This window comes from Klebsiella sp. CN_Kp097 (assembly GCF_040064495.1).
Lineage (GTDB): Bacteria > Pseudomonadota > Gammaproteobacteria > Enterobacterales > Enterobacteriaceae > Klebsiella > Klebsiella aerogenes.
The window spans coordinates 50820-75208 of sequence record NZ_JBEAIL010000029.1 but is presented as its reverse complement, the minus strand read 5'-3'; the positions used below and the strand labels follow the sequence as shown (position 1 = coordinate 75208).

Genomic DNA, 24389 nt, shown 5'->3' with positions numbered 1-24389 from the left:
TACCTGAATGAATTTTATAAGTGCGCAGCCGCAATTATTCAGGGAGATAAACCATGCCAGAAAGAATTTTACGTGCGGTACGAATCACCGATGCGCGAATATTTTCAGGAGTTTCATTAGCATTACTTAAACTGACGTCAATACTTCCGCTAGGGTGTTCAACTCTGATTAATCCCTCACCCGACATTCTCGTCAGCTCGTTAACTACGGTATCAGCAATAATACAAGAACTCGCCAGACCGATAGCGCCCGTAATAGCCAACGATTTATGACAGTTATGAGGCATGAAATACCGAACACTCAGCGTTCCACCATGTTGAGGTGGAGCAACCAGCACTGGTTTAGGTATTACCATGTTCGAGACATCGCCAAACCCCATTGCCACGCCTGCTTGCTTACGTATTGATTCAAGGCGCTGAAAAAATTCTTTATCCTGATCTAATTCCGCCGCCGATTCATACCCTGTTTTACCCAAGCTATGCGCTGGAATAATAACCATCGGCATCGCCATATCGATACAGGTGACGCGAATATCATCAAAAATATCAACCCGGTTGCCGGTTGGGAAAAGCTGGCCCGATTTCGCCCCGGCGGCGTTTAAGAATGTCAGGCCTACCGGGGCCGCATGCCCTGGAACGCCATCAATATGGGTATCTCCTTCATAAACAACCTGGCCGTCCGGGGTTTGAATGTCTGCGTCAACAAAGGTGTTGGTATTGACGTTTCTGATTCGCACCCGCGTTACTGGGGAATTCGCCGCGACAAGTCCTTTTTCGATAGCAAACCCGCCGACTGCGCACAGCATGTTGCCGCAATTAGGCGTAATATCAACCCGTCGCTCATTGACAATGACCTGTACAAATAAGTAGTCAATATCCGCTTGCTGGCTGGTCGATTTACTGACAATAGCCACTTTACTGGTTTGCGGACTCCCGCCGCCAATGCCATCAATTTCCAGTTCATGGCCAGAACCCATGATAGTTAATAATGTTTCATCACGTTTTTGAATATCTTCTGGTAGATCATCTGCTAACAGGAAAGCGCCTTTTGATGTTCCACCACGCATGAGAACACACGGAATTTGTTTCATAACATGTTCCTTACAAATATAAAAAGATTAAATAAACGGGGCGTGAATTTAATGCACTTAATGTATTTAAAGTTTTTTATTTACTTTATTATTCATTTACTCGCACAACCGTTTACCATCTGATTCTACTTGCAAGGAAGATAGTGATTGATAAAATATAAAAATAAGACTTATACCTACAAAACATTAATAACAACTATCGTCATGGCAATAATTAACAGAGCCATTCTATATATAAATTATTTCTGATTACGGAGCAGCAATGAACAATGAACTATCCGGAATGAAAGCTTTTGTCACTGTTGCCGAGCTGGGTTCATTTAGCAAAGCGGCAGAAGTACTTAACCTGACGCAACCCGCATTGACCCGCAAAATACAAAAAATAGAAAGTAACCTCAATACAGCCCTTTTCGAAAGAACCACCCGAAAAATCATGCTCACTCAAGCAGGAAAAATGCTTCTTCCAAAGGCAAAGTCACTGATTGCCAGCCTTGATGCCGCCATTTTTAACATCAGCAACCTGACTTCTAATGTGCATGATACGGTAACGCTTTCTTGTATCCCGACGGCGGTATTTTATTTTTTACCTCGCGCCATCGTTCAATTTAATCAGCGTTACCCCCATATCAAAGTTCGAATTTATGAACAAGGTATAGAAAATTGCATGGCCTCGGTGAGAAAAGGCGAAGTCGATTTTGGAATAAATATGAACTTCATCACACATCCCGACATCGAATTTAGCCCACTCGTTAATGAACCCTTCGTGCTGGCTTGCCGGCAGGATCATCCGCTGGCCAGTAAAAAATTAGTGGAATGGCGGGAGCTCGTCTCGCAGAGATTAGTTGGCGTCAGACGCTCGAGCGGTAATCGGCAACTGATTGAAAGTTGCCTGCAGGATAAGCCATGGAAATTAGATTGGTTTTACGAAGTCAGACACTTATCCACCTCTCTGGGTCTGGTCGAGGCGGGGCTTGGCATATCGGCCTTGCCCTGCCTGGCCATGCCGCATCACGCCAACAGCGCTGTCGTCAGCGTGCCGCTGGTCGAACCGGTAATCAGGCGCACGCTTGGCATGATTCGCGTTAAAAACCGCCCTCTTTCCGCAGCGGCTGAACGCTTCGCGTCATTATTACTGCTCATGTGGACGGATGAAGCGAGCGAGTTATGGTGTAATGTGGTCGATTCACACCAGCAGCTATAACTGTCACGGCGCGAGAGCGAAAACCTCCGCCGCCCAATGTTGAAAACCCGCGACATCCAAATCCAACGCCACCTGTGCGTTGGCCGGTTGTCCCAGACGCCCTTCGATATCTACCACGGTAGCGCCAGCCGTCCAGGTCCCCTGCGTCTCTACCGCCACAAAGCAGGGTTTGAGCGTAAACAGATCCGGACGAACCAACCACGCAATAGCGCATAAATCATGCATTCTCAGACCGCTGCTCATACTGCCGCTGCGATAATGGCTAAATAACGCATGAAGCATTTTGCCTGTCTGATTGAGCGTTGGCAGTGTGACCAGATAGTCCGCACTCAGCATCGCTTTATTGGTAACATCCAGCCCGCACATCACAATCTCCAGCCCGCTCTGGAAGACTTTCGCGGCGGCTTCCGGATCGATGGCGATATTAAACTCGGCGTTGGGGGTAAAGTTACCGCGCCCGGCCGAGCCGCCCATCAGCACCAGCCGACGAATATTAAACAGGCACTCAGGATACTGCGTTATCAGCAGGGCAATATTGGTTAGCGGACCGATGGCCACCAGGGTCACGGGTTCTGGCGCGTGTATCAGCGCATCGCGGATCGCCTGAAACGCCGGTTTTGCCAGCGGTTGACGGTTATGTTCGACGAAATCATAGCCCTCCATGCCGGATTCGCCATGCACCGAGGCGGCATCGCGCAGCGGACGTACTAGTGGCATCGACGCGCCTTGCGCCAGCGGTACATCGGCATTCCAGAAATGCAGCAGTTGCAGCGCGTTGCGGGTCGTCTTTTCCACCGAGACGTTGCCCGCCACCGTGGTCATTAATTGCAAATCCAACTGTGGCGAGAAGAGCGCGGCGGCGATCGCCGCCGCATCGTCAATACCCGGATCGGTGTCGAGAATAATCGGTAAGCGCATGGTTTTCTCCCAAAAAAAAATGCCAGACGTTAAGTCTGGCATCTTCTCATACTGCTGGGTGAAAGAACTTATTCTACTTCACGGACATCTACACGCAGCTCTTTCGGCACCTCGAAAACGATATTCTCTTCACGGCCTTCCAACGGCACCGCTTCGCCGCCGCCCAGCTCCTGCAGACGGGCAATCACATTCTGCACCAGGATATCCGGGGCCGACGCGCCCGCCGTTACCCCAACGCAGGCAGCAGACTTAACCCATTGTTCCTGGATATCGGTGGCATCGTCGATAAGATAGGCCGCTTTCCCCATCCGCTGCGCCAGTTCAGCCAGGCGATTGGAGTTCGAGGAGTTTTTCGAACCGACCACCAGCACCACATCAGCCTGCTCCGCCAGCGCGCGTACGGCTTCCTGACGGTTGGTGGTGGCGTAGCAAATATCGTCTTTACGCGGGCCGACGATTTTCGGGAAGCGCTCGCGCAGCGCGTCGATAACGTCAGAAGTATCATCGACGGAAAGCGTCGTCTGGGTCATAAACGACAGTCGGGCATCGTTTTTCACTTCCAGCGTCAGCACATCCTCCGGCGACTCAACCAGATACATGCCCCCTTCGGGGTTATTGTACTGGCCCATGGTGCCTTCAACTTCCGGATGCCCGGCGTGGCCAATCAGAATCGACTCTTCGCCGCGGCGGCTGGCGCGGGCGACTTCCATATGGACTTTAGTTACCAGCGGGCAGGTAGCGTCGAAAACCGTCAGGTCACGACTCTTCGCTTCGTTGCGTACTGCCTGCGAAACCCCGTGGGCGGAGAAAATCAGGATCGCGCCGTCCGGCACTTCGCTAATCTGTTCGATAAAAATCGCCCCACGCTGGCGCAGGCTATCGACGACGTAGCGATTATGGACAACTTCGTGACGAACGTAGATCGGCGCGCCGTACAGCGTCAGCGCGTTTTCGACAATGCTGATAGCGCGGTCAACGCCGGCGCAAAAACCGCGCGGGTTAGCCAACAGGATCTGCATCTTACCCCTCCAGCGCCGGATCGACTTCCAGCACTTCAATATCAAAATGAACGGTACGCCCGGCCAGCGGATGGTTGAAGTCGACGGTGATGGAATCGCCGTTCACTTCGCGGATCACGCCGGGCATTTCGCTGCCATCCATTGCGGTAAAGAGCATAATCGCGCCGATTTCCGGCTCGCCAGCGTCGATAAACTCGCGGCGAGAGAAATACTGGATCAGGTCCGGGCTAGGTACGCCGAAGGCGGCGTCAGGTTCCAGCGAAAACGTGGTTTTATCGCCGGCTTTCAGCCCCAGCAGATGCTGCTCCAGCCCTTCGGAAAGCGAGGCATCGCCAAGACGAAACAGCGCTGGTTTGCCGTTGCCGCGCGTGGATTCGGCGGTGGAGCCGTCATCCAGTTTCAGCGTGAAGTGCACCAGCACCGCGCTGTTGCTCTGTACAGAGTTAGACATGCAGGTTTGCTCTTTTATATTGCCGCCGCTTGTTTGCCCGATGGCGCTGCGCTTACCGGGCAAACAAAGGGCGATATATACTGTAGGCCGGATAAGACGCTCTCGCGTCGCCATCCGGCAATTTTTTATGATGTTTTTTTATCACTGGAAGGCAAGAAGCCTTCCAGCACGATCAGCGCCGCGCCGATGCAGATGGCGCTATCAGCAAGGTTGAAGGTGGCGAAATGCCAGTCGCCGACATAGAAGTCGATCATATCGACCACAAAGCCGTGCCACAGACGGTCGAACAGGTTACCCAGTGCGCCGCCAATGATCAGCGCGTAGGCAATGTTGTTCAGCTTTTGCGTCGCCTTCGAACGGTACATCAGCACCGCCAGCACCACGCAGATACCAACGGCAATCCCGGCGAAGAACCAGCGCTGCCAGCCGCCGCTGTCGGCGAGGAAGCTAAAAGCCGCGCCGTAGTTGCGCGCATAATGCAGATTAAGCGATGGAAACAGCGAAACCGTCTCCCCCAGAGCGAAGTTCTGGAGGATCAGGAATTTGCTGCCCAGATCGATAATCAGCACGGCTACGACGACCCACAGCCAGCGTAGCCCCGTTGAACAGATCGATTTACTCATCAGGCGAATTTACGTTGCTCGCCGTCACCGGCGACGTTACTGACACAGCGACCGCAGATTTCTGCGTGTTCCGCCACCTTGCCGACATCGCTGGTGTAATGCCAGCAGCGTGGGCACTTCTCGCCCTCGGCTTTGCTCAGGACCACTTTCAGCCCTTTCAGCAGATCGCTCTGCCAGGCATCAGCCGGCGCCTGTGCATAATCGGCAACGTTAGCGCCGGAGGTCAACAGGACAAATCGTAATTCTTCGCCCAGCGCGTTGAGCTTGGCCGCCAGGTCAGCATCGGCATACAGCGTAACCGCCGCTTCCAGAGAACCACCGACTTTCTTATCAGCACGCGCCTGTTCGATCACCTTATTGACTTCGCCGCGCACTTTCAGCAGTTCATCCCAGAAATCGTCGTTCATCGCTTCGTCGTCGGCCAGGCCGAACAGGCCTTCATACCACTCGCCGGTGAAGACGTATTTTTCACGCTCGCCCGGCAGATAGCCCCAGATTTCGTCCGCGGTGAAGGACATGATCGGCGCCATCCAGCGCACCAGCGCTTCCACGATATGGAACAGCGCGGTCTGGCAGCTGCGACGCGCCACGCTGTCCGCTTTCGCGGTGTACTGGCGGTCTTTGATGATGTCGAGATAGAACGAGCCCATTTCGATGGAGCAGAAGCGCATCAGGCGCTGCACCACTTCGTGGAAGTCGTAGGATTCGTAGGCTTTGAGGATATCTTCCTGAGCCGCCTGCGCGCAGCCGACCGCCCAGCGGTCCAGAACGACCATCTCTTCCGGTTTAACCATATCTTTTGCCGGATCGAAACCGTTAAGGTTCGCCAGCAGGAAGCGCGCGGTATTACGGATACGACGATAGCTGTCCGCGGCGCGTTTGAGGATCTCATCAGAGACCGCCATTTCGCCGGTATAGTCGGTGGAAGCCACCCACAGACGCAGAATATCGGCGCCCAGTTTGTTCATCACGTCCTGCGGGCTAACGGTGTTACCGATAGACTTGGACATTTTGCGGCCCTGACCGTCGACGGTGAAGCCGTGGGTCAGTACCTGACGATATGGCGCTTTGCCTTTCATCGCCGTGGAGATCATCAGCGAAGACATGAACCAGCCGCGATGCTGATCGGAGCCTTCCAGATACATGTCCGCGGCGTGACCGGCGAATTCCGGACGCACATCGACCACAGAAGAGTGGGTGGACCCGGAGTCAAACCACACGTCGAGGGTATCCGGCACTTTTTCGTAGCTGTCGGCGTCATCGCCAAGGATGTCGCGGGAATCGAGATCCCACCACGCCTGGATGCCGTCAACTTCAACGCGTTTCGCCACTTCTTCCATCAGTTCGAGGGTGCGCGGGTGTAGCTCGTGGGTTTCTTTATGCACGAACAGCGACATCGGCACGCCCCAGGTACGCTGACGGGAGATACACCAGTCAGGACGGTTGGCAACCATCGATTCGATACGCGCCTGGCCCCAGTCCGGGATCCACTGCACGCCTTTGATCTCTTTCAGAGACTGCGCGCGCAGGCCTTTTTGATCCATGCTGACGAACCACTGCGGGGTAGCGCGGAAGATGATCGGCGATTTGTGGCGCCAGCAGCACGGATAGCTGTGCTGCATTTTTTCCACGTGCAGCAGCGCGCCGCTGTCACGCAGCATCTCGACGATGATGTCGTTGGCTTTGAAGACGTTGATACCATCCAGAGACGGGTAAGTCCCCGGCAGATAAGAACCGTCCGGGCCAACCGGGTTGGCGATTTCCAGTCCATATTTCTGGCTGATAGTGTAGTCGTCCGGGCCGTGGCCGCCGGCGGTATGTACCGCGCCGGTACCCGCATCCAGCGTCACGTGGTCGCCAAGGATCGCCGGCACATCGAAATCGAGGAACGGATGCTTAAAGCGCATCAGTTCAAGCTCGGAACCCTGTACCGCCGCCAGGATGGTGTAATCCGCCACGCCAATGCGCTGCATCACGCTTTCCACCAGGTCTTTCGCCAGGATCAGCGCCTGGCCGTCAACCTGCACCAGCGCATAGTCGAACTCAGGCGACAGAGAGATGGCGCGGTTAGCCGGCAGGGTCCACGGCGTCGTGGTCCAGATAACCAGCGAAACCGGGCCAGTGACGTCGGCTACGCCGAATTTGGCCAATACCGCGGCTTTATCTACCGCGTGGAACGCCACATCGATAGACGGAGACGTTTTGTCATAGTACTCAACTTCCGCTTCCGCCAGCGCGGAACGGCAGTCAACGCACCAGTGCACCGGCTTAGCGCCTTTATGCAGGTGACCGTTGCCGATGATTTTACCCAGCGCGCGGATGATATTGGCTTCAGTTTTGAAGTCCATGGTCAGGTACGGACGCGACCAGTCGCCCAGCACGCCCAGGCGGATAAAGTCTTTACGCTGGCCGTCGATCTGCTCGGCGGCATATTCACGGCACTTGGCGCGGAATTCTGCGGCGGTGAATTTCTCACCCGGCTTGCCGTATTGCTGCTCGACTTTCAGTTCGATCGGCAGACCGTGGCAGTCCCAACCCGGAACGTACGGCGAGTCAAAACCCGTCAGTCCTTTGGACTTAACGATAATGTCTTTCAGAATCTTGTTAACCGAGTGACCAATATGAATGCTGCCATTCGCATAAGGAGGGCCATCATGCAGAATGAAGGTTTTTTTGCCTTTTTTCGCCGCACGGATGATGCCGTACAGGTCATCATCGGTCCAACGCGCCAGCATTCCCGGCTCGCGTTTGGCGAGGTCGCCACGCATCGGGAACCCTGTTTCCGGCAAATTCAGGGTGGATTTATAGTCACTCATCAGATTCTCGGTTCCGTTATTTCGGTTTGATAAATACCAGTAGGATTATCCCTGCCTGGTGAGCCCAAAGTACTCGCGGGCCGTTAACTCATCTCGTGCGATTTGCGCTTTTAGCTCATCCAGCGACGCAAAACGCTGCTCGTTACGTATTTTTTTACGCAGTATTACATCTATATGGCGACCGTAGAGGTCCATTACAACGTCCAGAAGGTGAACTTCCAGCTGCTGTCGCACGCCGGAGACCGTTGGACGAGTGCCAATGTTGGCGACGCCGGGTAATGGCTTATCGCCGAGCCCTGTCACTTCTACCGCAAAGACCCCTTTAACCGGGGAAACCTGACGACGCAGCGGTAAGTTCGCCGTCGGGAAACCTATGGTGCGCCCCAGCTCATCGCCGTGGACGACGCGACCTGAGATGGTAAACGGATGCCCCAGCAGGTTTTCCGCCTGCGCGAGGTCATCGTCGGCCAGCGCCTGACGCACCGCGGTGCTGCTAATACGTACGCCGCCTTCGCAGAAGGTCTGGGTACTGGTGACGTCAAAACCGTACTCCGCCCCGGCCTTCTGTAATAAAAAGAAATCCCCCTGACGACCAGCGCCAAAGCGGAAATCATCGCCGACGGCAAGGAACCGCACGCCCAACTGGCGCACCAACAGTTCGCTGATGAAATCTTGCGCCGTCAGCGCCGCGAAACGCCGGTCGAAACGGACACACAGCACGTAGTCGACACCGCTTTCCGCCAGGTAGCCAAGCTTCTCACGCAGCCGCGTGATCCGCGCCGGCGCTTTATCGGCGGCAAACAGCTCCAGCGGCTGCGGCTCAAAAATCATCACCACAACCGGCAGACCGAGCTGGCGGCCCTCTGCGCGCAGGCGCTGCAGCAGCGCCTGATGCCCGCGATGCACGCCGTCGAAATTTCCAATGGTCAGCACGCACCCGTGCGGGGCCTGACTGAGATTATGTATGCCGCGTATCAGCTTCATGTCTGGCTCAAAACAGTGAAAATCGTCCGAGTATACCTTGTACAACAGGCGACGTTAACCAGCGATTGCACCTCGATTACGAAAGATCCTGCTAATTCATTCACTCAGCGTAATAATGCAGGAAAAACTATACGCAGCCGTCGATTTTTATGGTGGAAAGACTGTATTCGACTACAACAAGCTGGTAGAATCTTGCGCCATCACTACGTAATGAAGCCTCGTTATCTTAAACGGCGCTTATTTGCACAAATCCATTGACAAAAGAAGGCTAAACGGGCATATTCCTCGGCCTTTGAATTGTCCATATAGAACACATTTGGGAGTTGGACCTTGGCTAATATCAAATCAGCTAAGAAGCGCGCCGTTCAGTCTGAAAAGGCTCGCAAGCACAACGCAAGCCGTCGCTCTATGATGCGTACTTTCATCAAGAAAGTATACGCAGCTATCGAAGCTGGCGACAAAGCTGCTGCACTGAAAGCATTTAACGAAATGCAACCAATCGTGGACCGTCAGGCTGCTAAAGGTCTGATCCACAAAAACAAAGCTGCGCGTCATAAAGCAAACCTGACTGCACAGATCAACAAACTGGCTTAATCGCCCGCTTGCTGAACTTTGTTAAAAAAACCCGCGAAAGCGGGTTTTTTTATGTCTGTTGTTTGCCGGTACTTAGTTTTGCGGCTGCGCAAATAGCGATGAATAATCGCGGTTGCAGATACGCTGTACCGCGGGATGCTGAATCATTCGCTCGGCAAAAATAGCGTGATACTCCTCCATCACGTTTTCCATGCGGCCAATTTCAACAATCGACTCATCGGCATAGAAATCGTGAGCATAGAGGGTTGGCGCCACAAAAATCGCATTATGCGCCGCGCCGAAGGCTTTCATAAGCGCCGCATCGTCGAACTCGCCGAGAATTTCCACCTGCAGCCCCTGCGAATTAAACCAGTTCAGCAATTTGCGCCCGAGCATGGAACGGCGACCGGGAATGAGCAGACGACGTTCCTCAAGACAGGCGGGAAACGGTTTTTCCGGCGGCGGGTTCATACACCAGAAGCTCACCCCGCATTCACCGATTTTCACCGAGAACAGCCCTTCCTGCTGGGTTGAATCAATCGGGCAATCCGAGATAATCATATCCAGCTTATGCTGGCTCAGTTGCTCCAGCAGCATCTCGTGGGTGGATTCAAAACAGCGCAGGTGAATTTGTTCATCTTCTACTACCGCCGCATCCAGAACGCCGCTCACCAGCCGCTTGGATAGCGCATCGGCGACACCGACATCAAACAGCAGGTTCGACTCTTTGCGATAATTGACGATATCGAGCATCTCCTGGCTCAGGGTGAACATGCGATCCGCGTAGCGAAACACCAGCTCTCCCAGCTCACTGGGTTCCAGGCCTCGTCCTTTACGTTTAAAGAGTTTGCCCTGTAATCGTTCTTCCAACGCCTTAATCTGCCCGGTAATCGTCTGCGGCGTCAGATACAGCGCCTCGGCGGCGCCGACGACCGAGCCTTCCCGATAGACGTGCCAGAAGTAGTACAAATGGTTGTAATTGATATGCGACATGCTTCTCTCCCTGATATGCCCCGGAGAGCCCGCAGGCTCTCCCGATGATGTTACACGCTGTGAGGATCCGTTACGCGCTTACGCAGAATCATGTAGCCAATGATGGCTGACAGAATCGACCCGATCAGAATGCCCAGCTTGGCCCAGTTGATCAATCCGGGGTCAACGCTACTGAAGGCGAGCGTGGCGATGAAAATCGACATGGTGAAGCCGATTCCGCACAGTACGCCGACCGCCATAATCTGCGGGAAGCGGGTTCCTGGCGGCAACGAGGCCCACTTAAACTTCAGCGCCAGCCAGCAGAACAGGCTAATGCCAAGCGGCTTACCGACAAACAGCCCGGCAATAATCCCCAGAGGCAGCAGCGAAGTCAGCCCTGCGAACGTGACGCCCTGCAGCGAAACCCCGGCATTGGCAAAAGCGAACAGCGGCAGGATTAGAAACGCAACCCACGGATGCAGCACATGCTCAAGCTGCTTCGCTGGCGATTTACCATTCTGCTCCTTCAACGGGATCATAAAGCCGACGATAACCCCCGCCAGGGTCGCATGTACGCCGGATTTCAGTACTGCCGTCCACAGCACCGCACCAACCAGGATATAGATACCGGTGCGCCGCACGCCGCAGAGATTGAGCGCCGCCAGTACCACAATCGCGCCAGCGGCGACGGCCAACGACAGTACCGACAGATCGTTGGTATAAAACAGCGCGATAATCACAATCGCCCCGAGGTCATCAATAATAGCCAGCGCCATCAGGAAAATTTTCAACGCCGTTGGTACCCGGTTGCCTAATAGCGCCAAAACGCCAAGCGCAAAGGCGATATCGGTCGCCGCCGGGATAGCCCACCCTTCCCGCGCAACGGGATCCTGGGCATTGAAGGCTAAATAGATAAGCGCTGGCACCACCATGCCGCCAATCGCGGCAACCACCGGGAACACCGCCTGACGGCGGCTGGCGAGCGCCCCCTGGATCATCTCACGCTTCACCTCCAGGCCAATTAACAGGAAAAACACCGCCATTAGCGCATCGTTGATCCACAACAGCATGTTTTTGTTAATTTCCAGCGCGCCGACGCGCAGCTGTACCGGGGTATCTAAAAAAGCATGATACAGACCGCTGGTGACGCTGCTATTGGCCATCATCATCGCCAGTGCGGCGGCGCAGATTAGAATAATGCCCCCGGAAGCATCGCTACTGAAAAATCGTTGCAGATGTTTCACTTTTACTCTCACCTTATTGGTCAATAACTCGATAAAAGTATGATACAGCCGCAAACACATCGAAAAAAACAGATTTAAATTGCCATTAGAATCGCTTTTTCCGATCTTTATCGATATTTGTTAATCATAGACCACCCGCAGCAGAGTGAGCTGCTTGTCGGCATCGAGATAACTTTTCTCCACCGTTGCGTAAGCCGAAGCCAGCGAAGTGGTGATATTTTCCACAATCACGTGGCGTTCGATGCGATCGGCGCGCTGGCACAAAATCTCGCTACTTTCCGTTTCGTTCCAGCAACTTTCAGTAACTACATTGCCAAAAAATTGGATATTACCGGCAGTGTGAGCCCGCGCGCCGCCAATTGTGAACAGTGAAATGGCCGCCAGCCCTAACCAGCCTTTCTTGAATTGCATACGCCAAATCCTCGGTCTGAGGAAGCTGATAACCGGGTACAGTGCCCCGGTGCTGAGACTTAACCTTTAGCTTTCTGAATTGCCATCTGCAACGCATCCTGCGACGTGCTGCCCGGCACTACCGAGATACGCCCGGCATCCGGAGCCGCTGCCTGCGGCATCACCACAAAAGCCGGGGTTCCGGAAAAGTTCATATGCTGCGCCAGCGCCTGATTGCTCAGCAGCGCATCATGTACCGCCCCGCTCTGCTGGGCAGTTTTAACCGCCCTAATCTGCGGCTGGGTGAGATAGTGCGACGCCAGCGCGTAAACATCCTGCTCGGTGAGCTGTCCCTCCACTTTACCCGTGGCGTACAGGGCATTATGCCAGGCCAAATACTTTGCCCCGCCATCGTTCAGCCACACCTGTTCGCCGATTCTCGCCGCCAAACCAGACACCGGCCAGCGGGATGAAAAGATCGGAAACTCTTTAAAGATAAAACGCGTATCAGGATTCGATTTCACCATCGCTTCCACCACGGGCGACATCTTGCTGCACCAGGAACACTGGTAGTCAAAAAACATCACCACCGCCGCTTTAGCATCCGCCGGGCCAACGGAGGGAGAGCTGTCGCTCAGCAGCTCAGAGCGGTACTGCAGCGCCAGCTGCACATAAGCCTGCTTCTGGGCAACCTGCTGGCGCTGATGTAGCGTTTCGCTGGCGGCAATCAGGAATTCGGGATGATCCGCCAGATAGGTCGCTACCGCTTCGCCAACTTTATCCGGATGGCTGGCGATATACGCCTCAGCGGTCGGCCCAATATCACCTATCGCCGGGTCGGTCTTCGCCGCCAACGTGGAAAAAGAGATGATGCCGCCAAGCGCTAGCCACGCCGCCGATTTACAGGAAAGTTTGCGCATTATTGAGTTCTCATTATCAAGTTCAGGGGATGCCCACAGGGGCGGAATAAAATCGTCATCACCGTTGCATCGTTACCGTGACCGGCGGCATTACGCCCCCGGCATCGTTGAGGCTTTGCCACCGCACGGCGCAGCGCGTCGTTTGTCGACACCAGTCTGTGCGGCGGGTAGAAAACGGCGCGACCACGCCGGCGGCGTCGATCGGCGACCCGTTGACGCGGGTTGAAAAGAGGGTGACGTAATAGGGACCTGGATTACGTACCGTCAGCCCATCCGCCGTTAAGTTCCAGACCAGTTGACGATAGGCCTGCTGCGGATCGCCGGTTAGCCCCACAGGTCGATAAATCAGTTTTAACGCCGAGCGAAATGCCATCTGCACGCTATTGGCGCCGGTTTTTCCCGATGGAATAGCGGCAATGCTCAGCGCAAACAAGCTTTCACGATCCCGCGCCAGCGCCTCGCCGCTCCATGCGACACGCAGTGTGTTCTCCTGGCCTGCGCGCAATAAAAAGAGCGGCGGCGTGACCACGAATGGCGGTTTTCGAGGCGACAAATCATCGGCGCCGGGCCAGCGTCCACTGCTCAGTACGTGGCTGTCCACCAGCCAGTCACTATCCGAGGTATTGCGCAGCGGAACGCTCAGCGTCGTCCGCTCGGCGTGATAAATAAAGCGCGTGCCGCCAATCACCACGCCTGCATGGCTTATTGCTACGGGCAGCAGCCAGAGCCCTGGCCAGTAGAAAAGTCTTCTATTCATAACTCAGTACGAAAGTCGCGGAAGCATCGGCAGCCCCCGGCGCCACCGGGGCGCCATCAGCCACATAGCGGGCATAAAACTGTAAACGTTCGGACGCGGCGCCCGCGGTGAGCGCCAGCACATCGCTCTGCGCCCCCGGCGCGATTTGCTGTTTATTCTTGTCATAGAGCGCAATTCCTATACCGCTTGCGGTATCCGCTCCGGTATTCACCGCGAACAAATCGCCATCTTGCGGATCGCTGGTACCGCTAAAGCTCACCGTTACGCCGCTGGCAGTACTGCCGCAATTTTGTAGCGTGATCGAAAAAGGCTGCCACTCCGCGCCGGCGCCTGCCTGATAAAACTGGCGGTTGCTAACGGTTCCCATATCGACCTGAATGTTCTCGGAATCCGGCGACAGCGTGCAGGTGTTGTCGGTAATGGTTCCGGTGACGTAGACCCGGCCGTCATGGGCCAGCGCACCGCTTGCCGCCAGAGCCAGCCCCCAGCAGAGGTACAGTTTTTTAATCATTGCCGCGCGCCTATTCATATTGCAGGTCGAAATACATCACCGCCGTCGCATTGCCGGAGGTCACGGTTGGCCGGGTAGATTTGTAGCGGATATAGAACGATAAGGTATTGCGGCCCGTTTTCAGCGGGTAGACCACCGAACTGGTGTTATTGATGCTGACGGCATCCTGGTCCTCATCAAGGATCTCCACGCCAACGCCGCTTGCCAGCATTTTTTCGCTACCCATGCCGGTATCGCTCAATGCCAGCAGCGCCGGGTTGTCGCTGTCGGCAGTGCCGGTAAACCAGATTTTGCTGCCGGTAATGCCGCGCGAGCAGTTTTTCAGGTTGATGTTGAACGGCTTGAACTTCGTCGTCGTACCGGTAGAGGGGAAATCCTCCACAGAGAACTGACCTAAATCGATACTCTGGCTGAGGCTGGAAATTTCGATATCGCAGGTTTGCGCGACAATGGTGCCGGTGAATTCCAGGTTGTAGCCGCTATCGTCGGCATAGCAACCGCTGCCGCATAGCAGAATGAATAAGAAGAAGTAACGAATCAGGCGCATTTAGTCGAAATCCACCCGTAAGTTAGCCAGCGCGGTGAAGGCCCCCTCCGCCGGCGTCTGGCCGGTGGTACTGACTGGATACGCCTGTAGGGAAATAGTCGCGCGTCCGTATTCATCCGTCGTGAAAGGCTCGACGCTGCTGGCGTCATTCGGCGTTAATACCGCGCCGTCGCTGCTCTCAACCACCACGCCAACATCAGGATTGTCGGAGGCAATGGCCTGGCTTAAGTGGCTATCGGCGGTGGCTATCAACCGCAGACTTAAGTTGACCTGTGAATCCACCCCACTGCACTTCACCGGCACGGTGAATCTTTTCTTACGGACACCGCTCGGTTTTTCCCCGGCGCGATTGAAGCCGCCGCTGTACAGCGAGCCAAAATCCACAAGAATGGTTTGCCCGGCGTTAATTTCGCAGCTTTGCGGCACGGTCACGCTGCCGCTGTAGACAATGCTGTACACCAGATTACTCAGTGGATCGTCGCCAGTGGTAGTGACATAGACATTAAACATGGTCTTCGGCTCGATATTTACCGTGCCAATAAATGGCTTCACAACCTTAAGCTGGAATACCAGATTCGAATCATGTACCGGAAAAGGCGAGCCATTGTTAACGTTGGCGTCATAGCCCATATAGACATAATCCATTGGTGGATAAAATTCCCCGGCCGCCGAATCTTCAATGCGCATTGCTCCTTCAAGATAGGTGCCATCCAGCTGCATATATTTCCAGTCGCCGTTGGTTTCCACTATCGATGAAGAAGCGACATACGAACGATACGTTCGCCCCGAATCCGAAGAGCCGGCGGGACAAACCGCCTGCACGTTCACATCCTGGTTTTTACTAAGTTGCGTGGTCGTACCGGCCTGATTCTGCGCCGCCGTTAGCGTCGTCGTCAGGTCATAATCGACCGTTGCAGGCGAGCCATTGGTGTTCTGGCAAACGGCCGCCAGACTACCGCGGGCCAGCAGCAGCCCCATTAACAGCACAAGAAAAGAGACAGGCTTCATTTAGCGACATTCCAGATGCTGACGCGCCAAAGGCTGGCTAACGTCAGGGAGATGATAATGAGTGAGACATTGTTGGTCAGGATGCTGTCCCCATTGTGCTTTCAGCGTGCCCTGCGGGCTAAGGCCTGAGAGATACACTTCGCCATCGTCGCCAACGATGCCTTCTTCCGCCGCGCCAGCAATGGATACCGTAGCGCCAAACGGCAGCGGTTTCCCGTAATGGCTTAGCGTCAATAGCGCGCGCTCGCCGATCCGGGCAGTAAAGTTGGCCAGCACCAACGCCCCTTGGGTGGGAACGACATTGATCACCGCATCATCGATATCGACATCGTCTTTTAGCGAGTTGACGTCCAGCGCCATGCGATTCTGGCGGTAAGTAGTGGCATACGGTACCACCGCGTAGCCGCGGCCATCGGTGTGGATCCCCGGCTGATCTTCGATATTGACATTCCCTGCCCCCGGCACGGCGATAAGAACATTGGTATCGCCCAACGGCTGGCTGAGGGTCAGACCATGAGCATGCGCGACCATGCCGCCGCTGAGGCCATAGTTCAGTTGCCGATAATCACCATGGTTGCTTTTGTTGTAGCCGACATTCAGGTTGCCCTTTGCCCCGTCGTATTCGAGGCTGGCGGAGCCGCTCGCACCACCCCCCTGATTCTGATAGCCCTGCTGGACGCTATAGCTCAGGTTGTTTTGATCCAGTAACATGCCGCTGATACCGCTATTTTGCGTCACGCCGCCGTGTCCATCGCTACTGGTGGAAAACGTCGCATAAACGTTATGACGACGCTGGGTAATATCGTCGCCGTGAGAAAGCCACTGGCTGAGCGGTAGCGAAAGATTGAGCGCCAGCGCCTGGTCCCGTTCCTCCTCGCCGGGCGCGCGGCTGCTGCTATATGACAGGCTCCACGAGACCCCAGCCAGCGTGTCGCTGTAGCCGATTTGCAGTAATTTATTGGTTTCATCGGTGTGCCAATAGCTCTGTTGGCTACCGGTGACATACAGTGAGCCAAAATGACCGAACTGTTGAGAGAGGTTGATCTGTACCTTGCCGCGTTTGGTGTAATACAGGTTGTAGTCATCGCCAGTATCGCGATCGCCGTCATCCTCCTGAGGGTCGTTATAGCCTGACATCCGCTTCCACGCGGTATCATCAAGGGTATAAAAACCAGAGGTTGAGTAGCGATACCCCAACAATTGAAAATGGGTGCCCAGGTCGTTTAAGGATTTGGCATATAAAAAGCGCAGCGATTGCCCCTGATGTTCGCTCTCATCCGCCAGCGTACTGTAGGCTTGCGTAAGATCGACGGAAATCGCCCCCCAGTCGCCGAAGTTAGCTCCAGTGCCCAGCGCCAGGGCGCGGTAATCGGAGGAAAACTGCGTTCCGCCGTACAGCGTAAAGCCATGCGGCAACCCCCACATCAGGGTCGCCTGGCCGAAACTCACCTCTCGTTTCTGGCTGCTATCACCGCGATAGGTCGCCGCGGTGGCGGCATATTTCACCCGCCCCTCGCGTTGCAGAACCGGTACGGCGGCATAAGGCACGTTATAGCTGGAGATGCTGCCGTCGGACTCCTTGATCTCGACGTTGAGATCGCCGCTGGAGGAGGTCGGATAGAGATCGTCGATGGTGAATGCGCCAGGCGGTACATAGCGCTGGTCGATGGTGTAGCCGTTCTGACGTATCGTCACCTGAGCGTTGCTTTTGGCGATGCCGTGGATAGTCGGCGCGAAGCCTTTCATGCTGTCCGGCAGCATATTGTCGTCAGACGCCAGCTGTAGCCCACGAAACGGCAGGCTGTCGAAAACGCCCGCGGGGGTGTAGCTATCGCCCGCCGTCAACTCGCCTTTCAGCGCCGCCACATCACGTTCAACGTAGGTGCTGATGTGCTGCCAGTCGCTTTTCTGTTGCTGATTATCGCTGTTGTAGTTCCATGTCGAGTAATCACGTAAACGCCAGGCGCCAAGATTTACTCCGCTATTGAGGCCGAGGAAATAACTATCGCTATTGCCGCCGCCAACGCTGCGGTCCCGGCTATTCGCGCCGGTAAACGTATAGTTGAGCAACAACGCATTGATACCTTCATCCCAGTTTTGTGGCGGAATATAGCCCCGCGCCTGGTTGTTTAGCGCCGCCTGCGGAATACTGATATTGAGACGCTGCTGGCTAAAGTCAAAAACGCTGGAAGCCGCAGGGATCGCAGCAGCAAGATCGACGCAGTCGCCCGCAGCGGCCTTCGCCAACTGCGGAAATGCGCTGATATTCACATTCATGCCGTTGAGCATCTCAGGTGTCAGGCACGCGCGAAGGCCTGATCCATCGGCAGACTGCTGGTTCGCACGAAAAGCAATATCGCGCGTCGTCAACAATGCGCCATTAAGGTAGACATCGACCCGATAAACCCCTGGTGCCTGGCCATTATCCTCAAAGTGGGAAAGATCGGCGATCTTCGACGGATCGTCAGATAAAAAAGCCGGGTTAAAATAGTTTTCGGCCCAGCTACGCGGCAGCGTGCATAGGCTTGCCGAGATCAGAGCCAGGCTGATAAGCGCCGGAAGTCTACCCACCGTCAACTGGCGAGCGGCGACATCGAGTTTCAACACAATATCAATGACTCAAACAGGTTTGCAGCGGCGTGGTAGCGCCGAAATCGTTAATCGACTGGAAAGTCACCTGCCCTACGCCGCCTTGCAATGTTATCTCGCTTTTCGGCGGGACCATTGAATTGGCTAACTTCTGCCCGCCGACATGAATATCAACCAGCGAGACATAATAGGGAGATGGATTGACGATGGTCAGGCGATCGTCGGCACGCTGACAGCGTAACATTGCCGGAGCATCTACCGAGGCAACCGGTAAGTGTTTGGGGCGAATAAACAGTTTAATGACGCTTTGGGTGGCGATTTGCAGCGAATTCGCCGCCAGCTTGCTTTTATTAACCGAGGGAATGGCTTTACTGTTGAGATAAAAAACGCTTTCGCGATCTGTCGGCAGGGAGGGGCCAACGTACATAATACGCAGCAGATTTTCTTTCCCCGGCTGAATGACGAACAGCGGCGGGGTAACGACAAAATCGGCGCTTCGGTCGCCATCGGCATTCGCCACCCACGATTGGATTAAAAATACATTATTGCTGGAGGAGTTTATTATCGGCAGAGAGACCTGCTTATCACCCTGCGGATAAATAACCCGGGTCGAACCCAGCGCAATACCTCCTGCATAGGCCAACTGAGTTACTCCCAGCGCCGCCAGCAGCAATAACGAAAATAAAATCGGGGTAATTCGCGTACTCATTTTTTTGATAACCACGGAGGAGATGAAATGCATCCCTCCGCTGCCAACAACGGAGGAGATGCGGATACCAATCAGGAATAGACCATGCTGAAGGTCGCGGTCGCTGCGACGTTACCTGCAGTCGCCGCGCCGGTAGCGACATAATCAACGCTCAGCGGTACGGTGTTTTCGCCATTAATCAGAGTGATCGCACCGGAGGTGTCGCCGATGTTCAGAACCTGTCCATCCGGGCCGTAGAGCTGCAGCGCAACGTTAGTCGCCGAGCCTGCGCCTGCGGTATTCGCCAGCGAACCGGCGAGTGAACTGTCCTGCTGACCATTAAAGATAACCGCCGCATTCTGGCTGACGGTGGTATCGCAATCTTCCAGTTTGATTGAGAAATCTTCTTTCTGATTAGCTACCATTCCGGCTGCCGTCAGTTTGCTGGTGCGAACCTGGCTCAGGGTAACGGTTTGATCGATAGAGTCAGCAGAAACGGAGCATGCGGCATTCACAACCTGTCCCGTAAAATTCACCGTACCACCGGAGACCGTCGCGGTATCCGCATTCGCCGCGCAGCTCATACCGCCCGCCGTCATGGCAGTCATGACCATCACTAAAAGATGTTTTTTCATAAATAACCTTTTAAATACACAAGTCGAAAATAGAATTAATAACGAATTTTAGTACCGAGCTCTCTTCACAGAGATCTCTTGCTGGTACCGGGCGCAAAAACGTTAAAGTTTGTAGCGTACAGAAATACTATATTCAATGAATAGCAAACCAGCGCTTATTTATAAGCGCCGATAGATAATTAATTTCTGCCGTTATTTAATTATTATAAATTGACCAGAGAGTTGCAATCGACAAAAACTGTTTTTATAGGACCACCATTAACTGACTGTTTTTACAGTAAATAAATCGTTATGGCTGTTATTTAGATACAGCAACTAGTAAGCCAGTGGCAGTTTTTTAATCCCTAACAGACGTCCACCATCAATATTGATATATCCGCCCTTTCGCAATTCAGAAAGAAGCTTCATGGTACGACTCCGCGATATTCCGGTACGACGTTGAATAAAGTTCAGAACATTAATGCTCTGGCGATATTCGTCGTTGTAGGCGGCAATTTCGATTAATAACGCACGAACCTTAAGATAAGAGTCAACGCCAACCAGCTCCCGGTCGCGAACGTTCATCACCATCAGACGATAAGCGAGAAAACGAGCTACGTCGTGCCAAAGATTGCACTCATCCGTCACCTTAATAAAATCCGCTAACGAGACTGCACGACCACGGCATTCTGTTTCAGCAATCAAAAAATGCTCCGGGCGGGTGGGAACATCGTATGTCACACCGTAGCTATCTATCAGTCCAGCAATTGACGGAGCGAAAACCGATAGCACGTTCAAGCCTCGATCACTGCGGCAAATTGAGAAGATACCGGACTCCAGCAACACAATGCGGCTGCTCTGCTCTGTGTATAGTGAAAATTCTTCACCCGACTGCACGACGAAAGATTTACCAAAGGGCAAGAGCGCTGAAAATAAGGCGTCAATCGCTGCATGCGGTTTAGCCTGCTGAGAGAAAATATATGAGTGCAAGGCATTCTCATTATCATTTTCGAAACCATTTAATTTCATTATATCTTCATTAAATATCCATAATCATATGAGAAATAAAGATATACATACATTAGTTAGCCTGCAATTAATAATAAATAAATATTAAATATAGAATAAATGTATGATGAAAGCACAAATAATCAATCATTTATCAAATAAGATAATCCTCAAACAAATAACCAACAAAGATCTCAAAATGTTATTAATCATTTTTAACATTACACACTATAACAAATGAAATTATTTCTTATGATATAACAAGAAAGAGAAAAGGCAGCGATCCAGTATAGTACCGCCACTGAATCACCGCCTTAACGCTACATGAAATACAGAGAATTAACTAAAGTAGCGGGGCGCCGCGTAGTACTCCACCATTTTCTCCGCCAACCAACCGCCATCTTCACCGTTGGAATGAATAGTGGTGATACTGACGGTCGAACCGCCGCCCCACAGCACGGCAAAAACGTTATAGTCCGGCAGATTTAACGCCTGCATCTGGCTCCAATCGTATCCGCCATCGCGGCGCAGAAAATCACCCACCGTCGCGACGCCATAGGTCGTGCTGTTCACCGCGGTATTTAACAGCGCCGGGGTAATGGTGTCGATATCGCTGCCAATCCGCGAATCCCCCATGAAGAAAGTACCGCCTGACGCAAAATGCGCCGCAGCGATTTTACTGGTCCCTTCCGCAACCGTCGGCATATGGCCGCCGGGGATCTGCCACAACATCGCCGGTTTCTGTAATGCTCTGGCGGTCTCCTTCACCATGCCCAGATAGTTCATCCAGCAGGTAGCGTTCCAGCCGTAGTGGGCTAAGGCATCCGGGCTGAAGCAGTCGCGTTCAAATTTATCAAATGCGATAAAGTCTGGCGCATAGTCGCCGCCGTACACGCCCAGTTCATTAATGAAGTCAGCGATCGCCGCCCCTTGTTCCCGCGGCGCGGCATTGGCGCGCAGCAGCCAATCTGCCGTGCCCGTCGCCCAAACGTTGGTCTGCCAGCCGAAAGCGATGTCCGGCGCGAACTGGCGAACGATATAGTTAATCGCCTGTACGTAGCCGTACAAATCGTTGCTGAAAGTCGGCAGCGTCGGCGCGCTGAACCCTGGCATCGAAGGAAGCGCATTAATCGCCGCCGCCAGTTGGACATTGACCTGTACGCTATTGGCCTTACGCAGCGCGGTATAGCCATAAGGCTCCTGCTGCATGGCGCCAAGGAAGTCTGGATTCAGGACAAAGGTTGCCGGAACCGGATGCTGGTCATCTTTCCAGGATTGCGCCGCCAGACACTGGGTAATGAAGCTACCAAAGTGATTGCGTAGACGCTGTTCGTCCTGCAGGTCCGATACCGCGCTGCCGCCGCTGGCATTGGCGGTATAGACCACCATCACCGGCATCACCGCACGGCCGGCGTCGGCCTCGATCTCGCGAACCAAAGGCACGGTTTTATGGATCGGTAGTGAGGCATAATCAAGGAAGCCATCGCCGTTAGTGTCCACTTCCGCCGCCGGAATCGGATCGCCGCCGCCATCAAAACCATCATATTTAAACAGCGCGCTGAACGGCACGCCACGATAAAGATCGACCGTCTCCGCCGCATTCACCGTCACGCCGCCGTGCGCCAGATAATTCGGCCAACCTTTTACCTGCAACGGAACGCCCTGGATAAACTCAAGCGTGACGTTATTAACGCTTTGCAGCAAACGCAACGGCGCGCTGACATCACAGCGCCACGGCGTACCGGCGATGTATACATCTGCTACCTGCACGCTATATTCCCCGGCAGATAAACGCAGCGGCAGCTTCTGCTGGCGAGTATCACTGGCCAGCACGAAACTGTACTGGTAGCTGCCGCAGCGGAAACGATAGCGTTGAGCTGCCGTACCCTGTGGTAAGCCTAATACCGTCACCGCAACTTCAACAAAGTTATCGCTCGCAACGGGCGTTTTTTGTAGCGCAACGTCTGCCTGAACCGTCGTGCCTACCGTCGGCACGAAGGTCGCAGGCTGCGCAGGCGTTGTCAGCAACTGGTTGTTCATCGTCGTCGGCTGCAGGCAAATAGCATATTGATGATTTGCTAATAGCCGAGTGACGCGCTGCGGTTGATTCGCCATCAGCGTCAGAGTACGTTCGCGCACGCCTGCTTCCGACCACAGCTCAACGACGACTTCCGCGCCTTCCAGTTCATCATCCGCCAGTAGCAGCTCGATCGCGGCAAAGAGCACCGCTGGCTGATAAGCAATCTGGCACCGTTCGACGGCGTTACCGGACGAGAGTGTCAACGCATAGTTTTCAGTAACAGGTGAAATCCTCATTTCATCGTTACACAACTCCAGTACCGTCATACCATAACGACCAGCGCTCAGATCGCCGATGGTTAGCGAAGCGCCCCATTCACCGGCAAAGCGCTGCTGGCGGCCATCCGGATACTGCAGTTCGATCTCCGGCTTCAGCGAGGTGCTCTGCGCCTGCGCTGGGAATTGCACAATGATTTGTCCCTGGCGTCCAGGATCATGGGCCAGCGTCGCCGTCAGATCGCTAAGCGCGACGGGCGTTTGCGTGGCCGAAAGATAAAACTCCAGCACCGCCGATTTACCGGAAGCCAACAGATACTCGCCGTCGTTATTGATTGTGATGGTATTTTTTTCAATCGGCCAACCGCCATCGCTGGCCAGCGTTACCGCCTGATTCCCCAGCATGGTGCCGCTAAATGGGCTGTACGGATCGGGATGCGCTGTCGCGGTGAAACCTAATTTCAACTGATTAATATCGACGGACTGCGAATAGTGATTCGTCAGCGTCAGGGCAATACGTTGGTACCAACTGGACGTTTTCACCTCCCCAGATACCAGGGTCAGTCCCGCGCCGGTAATCGCATCATCGATGGGCGCTTCAGGTTCTGGCTCAATATCATCAGCGGTATCATCCGCCGGTACTTCAGGTTCTGGTTCAACCTCATCAGCGGTGTCATCCGCCGGTACTTCAGGTTCTGGTTCAACCTCATCAGCGGTGTCATCCGCTGGTACTTCAGGTTCTGGCTCAACTTCATCAGCGGTATCGTCAGCCAGAGTTAACGTAAAGGTGGACATTTTTACCGGTACCTGGGTGGCAGCCAGGCTAAAAAACAGGGTACCGCTTTCCCCTGCCTGCAGCAGCAGTTCACTACTGTTGTTAATGATGATTTTATTGAATTCCAGGGTTCCCTGGGCGGTGTCACGCAAAGTTAACGAACGATCTCCTTTTAGCGTGCCTCCCGTATTGCCCCACGGATCCGGATGCCCGGAGGCGGTAAAGCTAATTGTCGCCAGGTTCAGATCTAGCGGGCGGTTACTTTCGTTTGTGAAGGTTAAAGTGACTTTCTGGTACCAGCTATTCACATCAATCTGGCTATTTTTAATTGCAATGGTCATCAACGCGATTCCTCATTCCCTGGTGGAAAAAAGCCCCGGAAAACCGGGGCTTTGT

General features: G+C 54.0%; 22 protein-coding genes. 2 read left to right on the top strand and 20 right to left on the bottom strand.

All coding sequences use genetic code 11. The features are described from left to right. Nucleotides 1-34: 34 nt before the first annotated feature. Nucleotides 35-1090 carry a 4-oxalomesaconate tautomerase gene (locus tag ABLV07_RS22010; protein ID WP_015368320.1) on the bottom strand — a complete coding sequence of 352 codons (1056 nt, stop codon included), beginning with the start codon at nucleotides 1088-1090 and terminating at the stop codon, nucleotides 35-37. Nucleotides 1091-1352: 262 nt separating this feature from the next. On the opposite strand from ABLV07_RS22010, the gene ABLV07_RS22005 reads away from it, so the two are divergent. Continuing rightward, nucleotides 1353-2291 carry a LysR family transcriptional regulator gene (locus ABLV07_RS22005; RefSeq protein ID WP_020079641.1) on the top strand — a complete coding sequence of 313 codons (939 nt, stop codon included), beginning with the start codon at nucleotides 1353-1355 and terminating at the stop codon, nucleotides 2289-2291. Between the two features lie 3 nt (nucleotides 2292-2294). Here ABLV07_RS22005 and rihC read toward each other — a convergent pair whose 3' ends face one another. The 6 genes from rihC to ribF all read right to left on the bottom strand — a co-directional run bounded on the left by rihC (nucleotide 2295) and on the right by ribF (nucleotide 9102). Continuing rightward, nucleotides 2295-3209 carry a ribonucleoside hydrolase RihC gene (gene rihC, locus ABLV07_RS22000; RefSeq protein ID WP_032713314.1) on the bottom strand — a complete coding sequence of 305 codons (915 nt, stop codon included), beginning with the start codon at nucleotides 3207-3209 and terminating at the stop codon, nucleotides 2295-2297. Between the two features lie 68 nt (nucleotides 3210-3277). Continuing rightward, nucleotides 3278-4228 (bottom strand): 4-hydroxy-3-methylbut-2-enyl diphosphate reductase, encoded by a 951-nt coding sequence (ispH, locus tag ABLV07_RS21995; RefSeq protein ID WP_015368325.1) that lies wholly within the window; start codon nucleotides 4226-4228, stop codon nucleotides 3278-3280. 1 nt (nucleotide 4229) lies between these two features. Next, nucleotides 4230-4679, bottom strand: a complete 450-nt coding sequence (gene fkpB / locus ABLV07_RS21990) for an FKBP-type peptidyl-prolyl cis-trans isomerase (protein ID WP_015368326.1) — start codon at nucleotides 4677-4679, stop codon at nucleotides 4230-4232. A 125-nt stretch (nucleotides 4680-4804) separates the two neighbouring features. Continuing rightward, the gene (gene lspA / locus ABLV07_RS21985) at nucleotides 4805-5302 is read right to left on the bottom strand and encodes a signal peptidase II (RefSeq protein WP_015368327.1); all 498 of its coding nucleotides are present in this window, start codon (nucleotides 5300-5302) and stop codon (nucleotides 4805-4807) included. Then, entirely contained in the window at nucleotides 5302-8118 is a 2817-nt protein-coding gene (gene ileS, locus ABLV07_RS21980) for an isoleucine--tRNA ligase (RefSeq protein WP_015704353.1), read from the bottom strand. Before ileS ends, lspA begins: the two co-directional genes overlap by 1 nt. A gap of 45 nt (nucleotides 8119-8163) precedes the next feature. Next, nucleotides 8164-9102 (bottom strand): bifunctional riboflavin kinase/FAD synthetase, encoded by a 939-nt coding sequence (gene ribF, locus ABLV07_RS21975; protein WP_348853835.1) that lies wholly within the window; start codon nucleotides 9100-9102, stop codon nucleotides 8164-8166. A 330-nt stretch (nucleotides 9103-9432) separates the two neighbouring features. Between ribF and rpsT the strand changes: the two genes are divergently transcribed. After that, entirely contained in the window at nucleotides 9433-9696 is a 264-nt protein-coding gene (gene rpsT / locus ABLV07_RS21970) for a 30S ribosomal protein S20 (protein WP_001518655.1), read from the top strand. 72 nt (nucleotides 9697-9768) lie between these two features. Here the strand turns inward: rpsT and nhaR are convergent, their stop codons facing one another. The 13 genes from nhaR to ABLV07_RS21905 all read right to left on the bottom strand — a co-directional run bounded on the left by nhaR (nucleotide 9769) and on the right by ABLV07_RS21905 (nucleotide 24334). Beyond that, nucleotides 9769-10668 (bottom strand): transcriptional activator NhaR, encoded by a 900-nt coding sequence (nhaR, locus tag ABLV07_RS21965; protein WP_015368331.1) that lies wholly within the window; start codon nucleotides 10666-10668, stop codon nucleotides 9769-9771. Between the two features lie 50 nt (nucleotides 10669-10718). Beyond that, nucleotides 10719-11891 carry a Na+/H+ antiporter NhaA gene (gene nhaA, locus ABLV07_RS21960; protein WP_015704351.1) on the bottom strand — a complete coding sequence of 391 codons (1173 nt, stop codon included), beginning with the start codon at nucleotides 11889-11891 and terminating at the stop codon, nucleotides 10719-10721. 120 nt (nucleotides 11892-12011) lie between these two features. Further along, nucleotides 12012-12302, bottom strand: a complete 291-nt coding sequence (locus ABLV07_RS21955) for a hypothetical protein (protein WP_015704350.1) — start codon at nucleotides 12300-12302, stop codon at nucleotides 12012-12014. A gap of 59 nt (nucleotides 12303-12361) precedes the next feature. Then, on the bottom strand, nucleotides 12362-13201 hold the full coding sequence (locus ABLV07_RS21950; RefSeq protein ID WP_048230094.1) for a DsbA family protein: 840 nt from the start codon (nucleotides 13199-13201) through the stop codon (nucleotides 12362-12364). Between the two features lie 58 nt (nucleotides 13202-13259). Further along, a complete protein-coding gene (locus tag ABLV07_RS21945; RefSeq protein ID WP_046883347.1) occupies nucleotides 13260-13958 on the bottom strand; it encodes a pili/flagellar-assembly chaperone in 699 nt (232 codons plus the stop codon). After that, on the bottom strand, nucleotides 13951-14469 hold the full coding sequence (locus tag ABLV07_RS21940) for a fimbrial protein BcfF (protein ID WP_032710055.1): 519 nt from the start codon (nucleotides 14467-14469) through the stop codon (nucleotides 13951-13953). Before ABLV07_RS21940 ends, ABLV07_RS21945 begins: the two co-directional genes overlap by 8 nt. 10 nt (nucleotides 14470-14479) lie before the next feature. After that, nucleotides 14480-15016, bottom strand: a complete 537-nt coding sequence (locus ABLV07_RS21935) for a fimbrial protein BcfE (protein WP_046883348.1) — start codon at nucleotides 15014-15016, stop codon at nucleotides 14480-14482. Beyond that, nucleotides 15017-16024: a fimbrial protein BcfD gene (locus ABLV07_RS21930; RefSeq protein ID WP_047036877.1), complete on the bottom strand. Its 1008-nt coding sequence runs from the start codon at nucleotides 16022-16024 to the stop codon at nucleotides 15017-15019. Further along, nucleotides 16025-18628 carry a fimbrial biogenesis usher protein gene (locus ABLV07_RS21925; protein ID WP_164514947.1) on the bottom strand — a complete coding sequence of 868 codons (2604 nt, stop codon included), beginning with the start codon at nucleotides 18626-18628 and terminating at the stop codon, nucleotides 16025-16027. A gap of 7 nt (nucleotides 18629-18635) precedes the next feature. Then, the gene (locus tag ABLV07_RS21920; protein ID WP_045379021.1) at nucleotides 18636-19322 is read right to left on the bottom strand and encodes a fimbria/pilus periplasmic chaperone; all 687 of its coding nucleotides are present in this window, start codon (nucleotides 19320-19322) and stop codon (nucleotides 18636-18638) included. Between the two features lie 71 nt (nucleotides 19323-19393). Further along, a complete protein-coding gene (locus tag ABLV07_RS21915; RefSeq protein ID WP_063402422.1) occupies nucleotides 19394-19936 on the bottom strand; it encodes a fimbrial protein BcfA in 543 nt (180 codons plus the stop codon). 315 nt (nucleotides 19937-20251) lie between these two features. Further along, nucleotides 20252-20944, bottom strand: a complete 693-nt coding sequence (locus ABLV07_RS21910; protein ID WP_015704343.1) for a winged helix-turn-helix transcriptional regulator — start codon at nucleotides 20942-20944, stop codon at nucleotides 20252-20254. A 318-nt stretch (nucleotides 20945-21262) separates the two neighbouring features. Next, nucleotides 21263-24334 (bottom strand): chitinase, encoded by a 3072-nt coding sequence (locus ABLV07_RS21905; RefSeq protein ID WP_348853833.1) that lies wholly within the window; start codon nucleotides 24332-24334, stop codon nucleotides 21263-21265. Between the last annotated feature and the right edge of the window lie 55 nt (nucleotides 24335-24389).

Excerpts from the sequence above, each read along its gene's own strand:
- lspA (WP_015368327.1), bottom strand. The coding sequence starts at position 5,302 with ATGAGTAAATCGATCTGTTCAACGGGGCTACGCTGGCTGTGGGTCGTC.
- ileS (WP_015704353.1), bottom strand. The coding sequence starts at position 8,118 with ATGAGTGACTATAAATCCACCCTGAATTTGCCGGAAACAGGGTTCCCG.
- nhaR (WP_015368331.1), bottom strand. The coding sequence starts at position 10,668 with ATGTCGCATATCAATTACAACCATTTGTACTACTTCTGGCACGTCTAT.
- ABLV07_RS21915 (WP_063402422.1), bottom strand. The coding sequence starts at position 19,936 with ATGAAAAAACATCTTTTAGTGATGGTCATGACTGCCATGACGGCGGGC.
- ABLV07_RS21950 (WP_048230094.1), bottom strand. The coding sequence starts at position 13,201 with ATGCGCAAACTTTCCTGTAAATCGGCGGCGTGGCTAGCGCTTGGCGGC.
- ABLV07_RS21935 (WP_046883348.1), bottom strand. The coding sequence starts at position 15,016 with ATGCGCCTGATTCGTTACTTCTTCTTATTCATTCTGCTATGCGGCAGC.
- ABLV07_RS21910 (WP_015704343.1), bottom strand. The coding sequence starts at position 20,944 with ATGAAATTAAATGGTTTCGAAAATGATAATGAGAATGCCTTGCACTCA.
- ispH (WP_015368325.1), bottom strand. The coding sequence starts at position 4,228 with ATGCAGATCCTGTTGGCTAACCCGCGCGGTTTTTGCGCCGGCGTTGAC.
- fkpB (WP_015368326.1), bottom strand. The coding sequence starts at position 4,679 with ATGTCTAACTCTGTACAGAGCAACAGCGCGGTGCTGGTGCACTTCACG.
- ABLV07_RS21905 (WP_348853833.1), bottom strand. The coding sequence starts at position 24,334 with ATGACCATTGCAATTAAAAATAGCCAGATTGATGTGAATAGCTGGTAC.
- ABLV07_RS22010 (WP_015368320.1), bottom strand. The coding sequence starts at position 1,090 with ATGAAACAAATTCCGTGTGTTCTCATGCGTGGTGGAACATCAAAAGGC.
- ABLV07_RS21930 (WP_047036877.1), bottom strand. The coding sequence starts at position 16,024 with ATGAAGCCTGTCTCTTTTCTTGTGCTGTTAATGGGGCTGCTGCTGGCC.
- ABLV07_RS21955 (WP_015704350.1), bottom strand. The coding sequence starts at position 12,302 with ATGCAATTCAAGAAAGGCTGGTTAGGGCTGGCGGCCATTTCACTGTTC.
- ribF (WP_348853835.1), bottom strand. The coding sequence starts at position 9,102 with ATGAAGCTGATACGCGGCATACATAATCTCAGTCAGGCCCCGCACGGG.
- ABLV07_RS21920 (WP_045379021.1), bottom strand. The coding sequence starts at position 19,322 with ATGAGTACGCGAATTACCCCGATTTTATTTTCGTTATTGCTGCTGGCG.
- rihC (WP_032713314.1), bottom strand. The coding sequence starts at position 3,209 with ATGCGCTTACCGATTATTCTCGACACCGATCCGGGTATTGACGATGCG.
- ABLV07_RS21940 (WP_032710055.1), bottom strand. The coding sequence starts at position 14,469 with ATGATTAAAAAACTGTACCTCTGCTGGGGGCTGGCTCTGGCGGCAAGC.
- ABLV07_RS22005 (WP_020079641.1), top strand. The coding sequence starts at position 1,353 with ATGAACAATGAACTATCCGGAATGAAAGCTTTTGTCACTGTTGCCGAG.
- ABLV07_RS21945 (WP_046883347.1), bottom strand. The coding sequence starts at position 13,958 with ATGAATAGAAGACTTTTCTACTGGCCAGGGCTCTGGCTGCTGCCCGTA.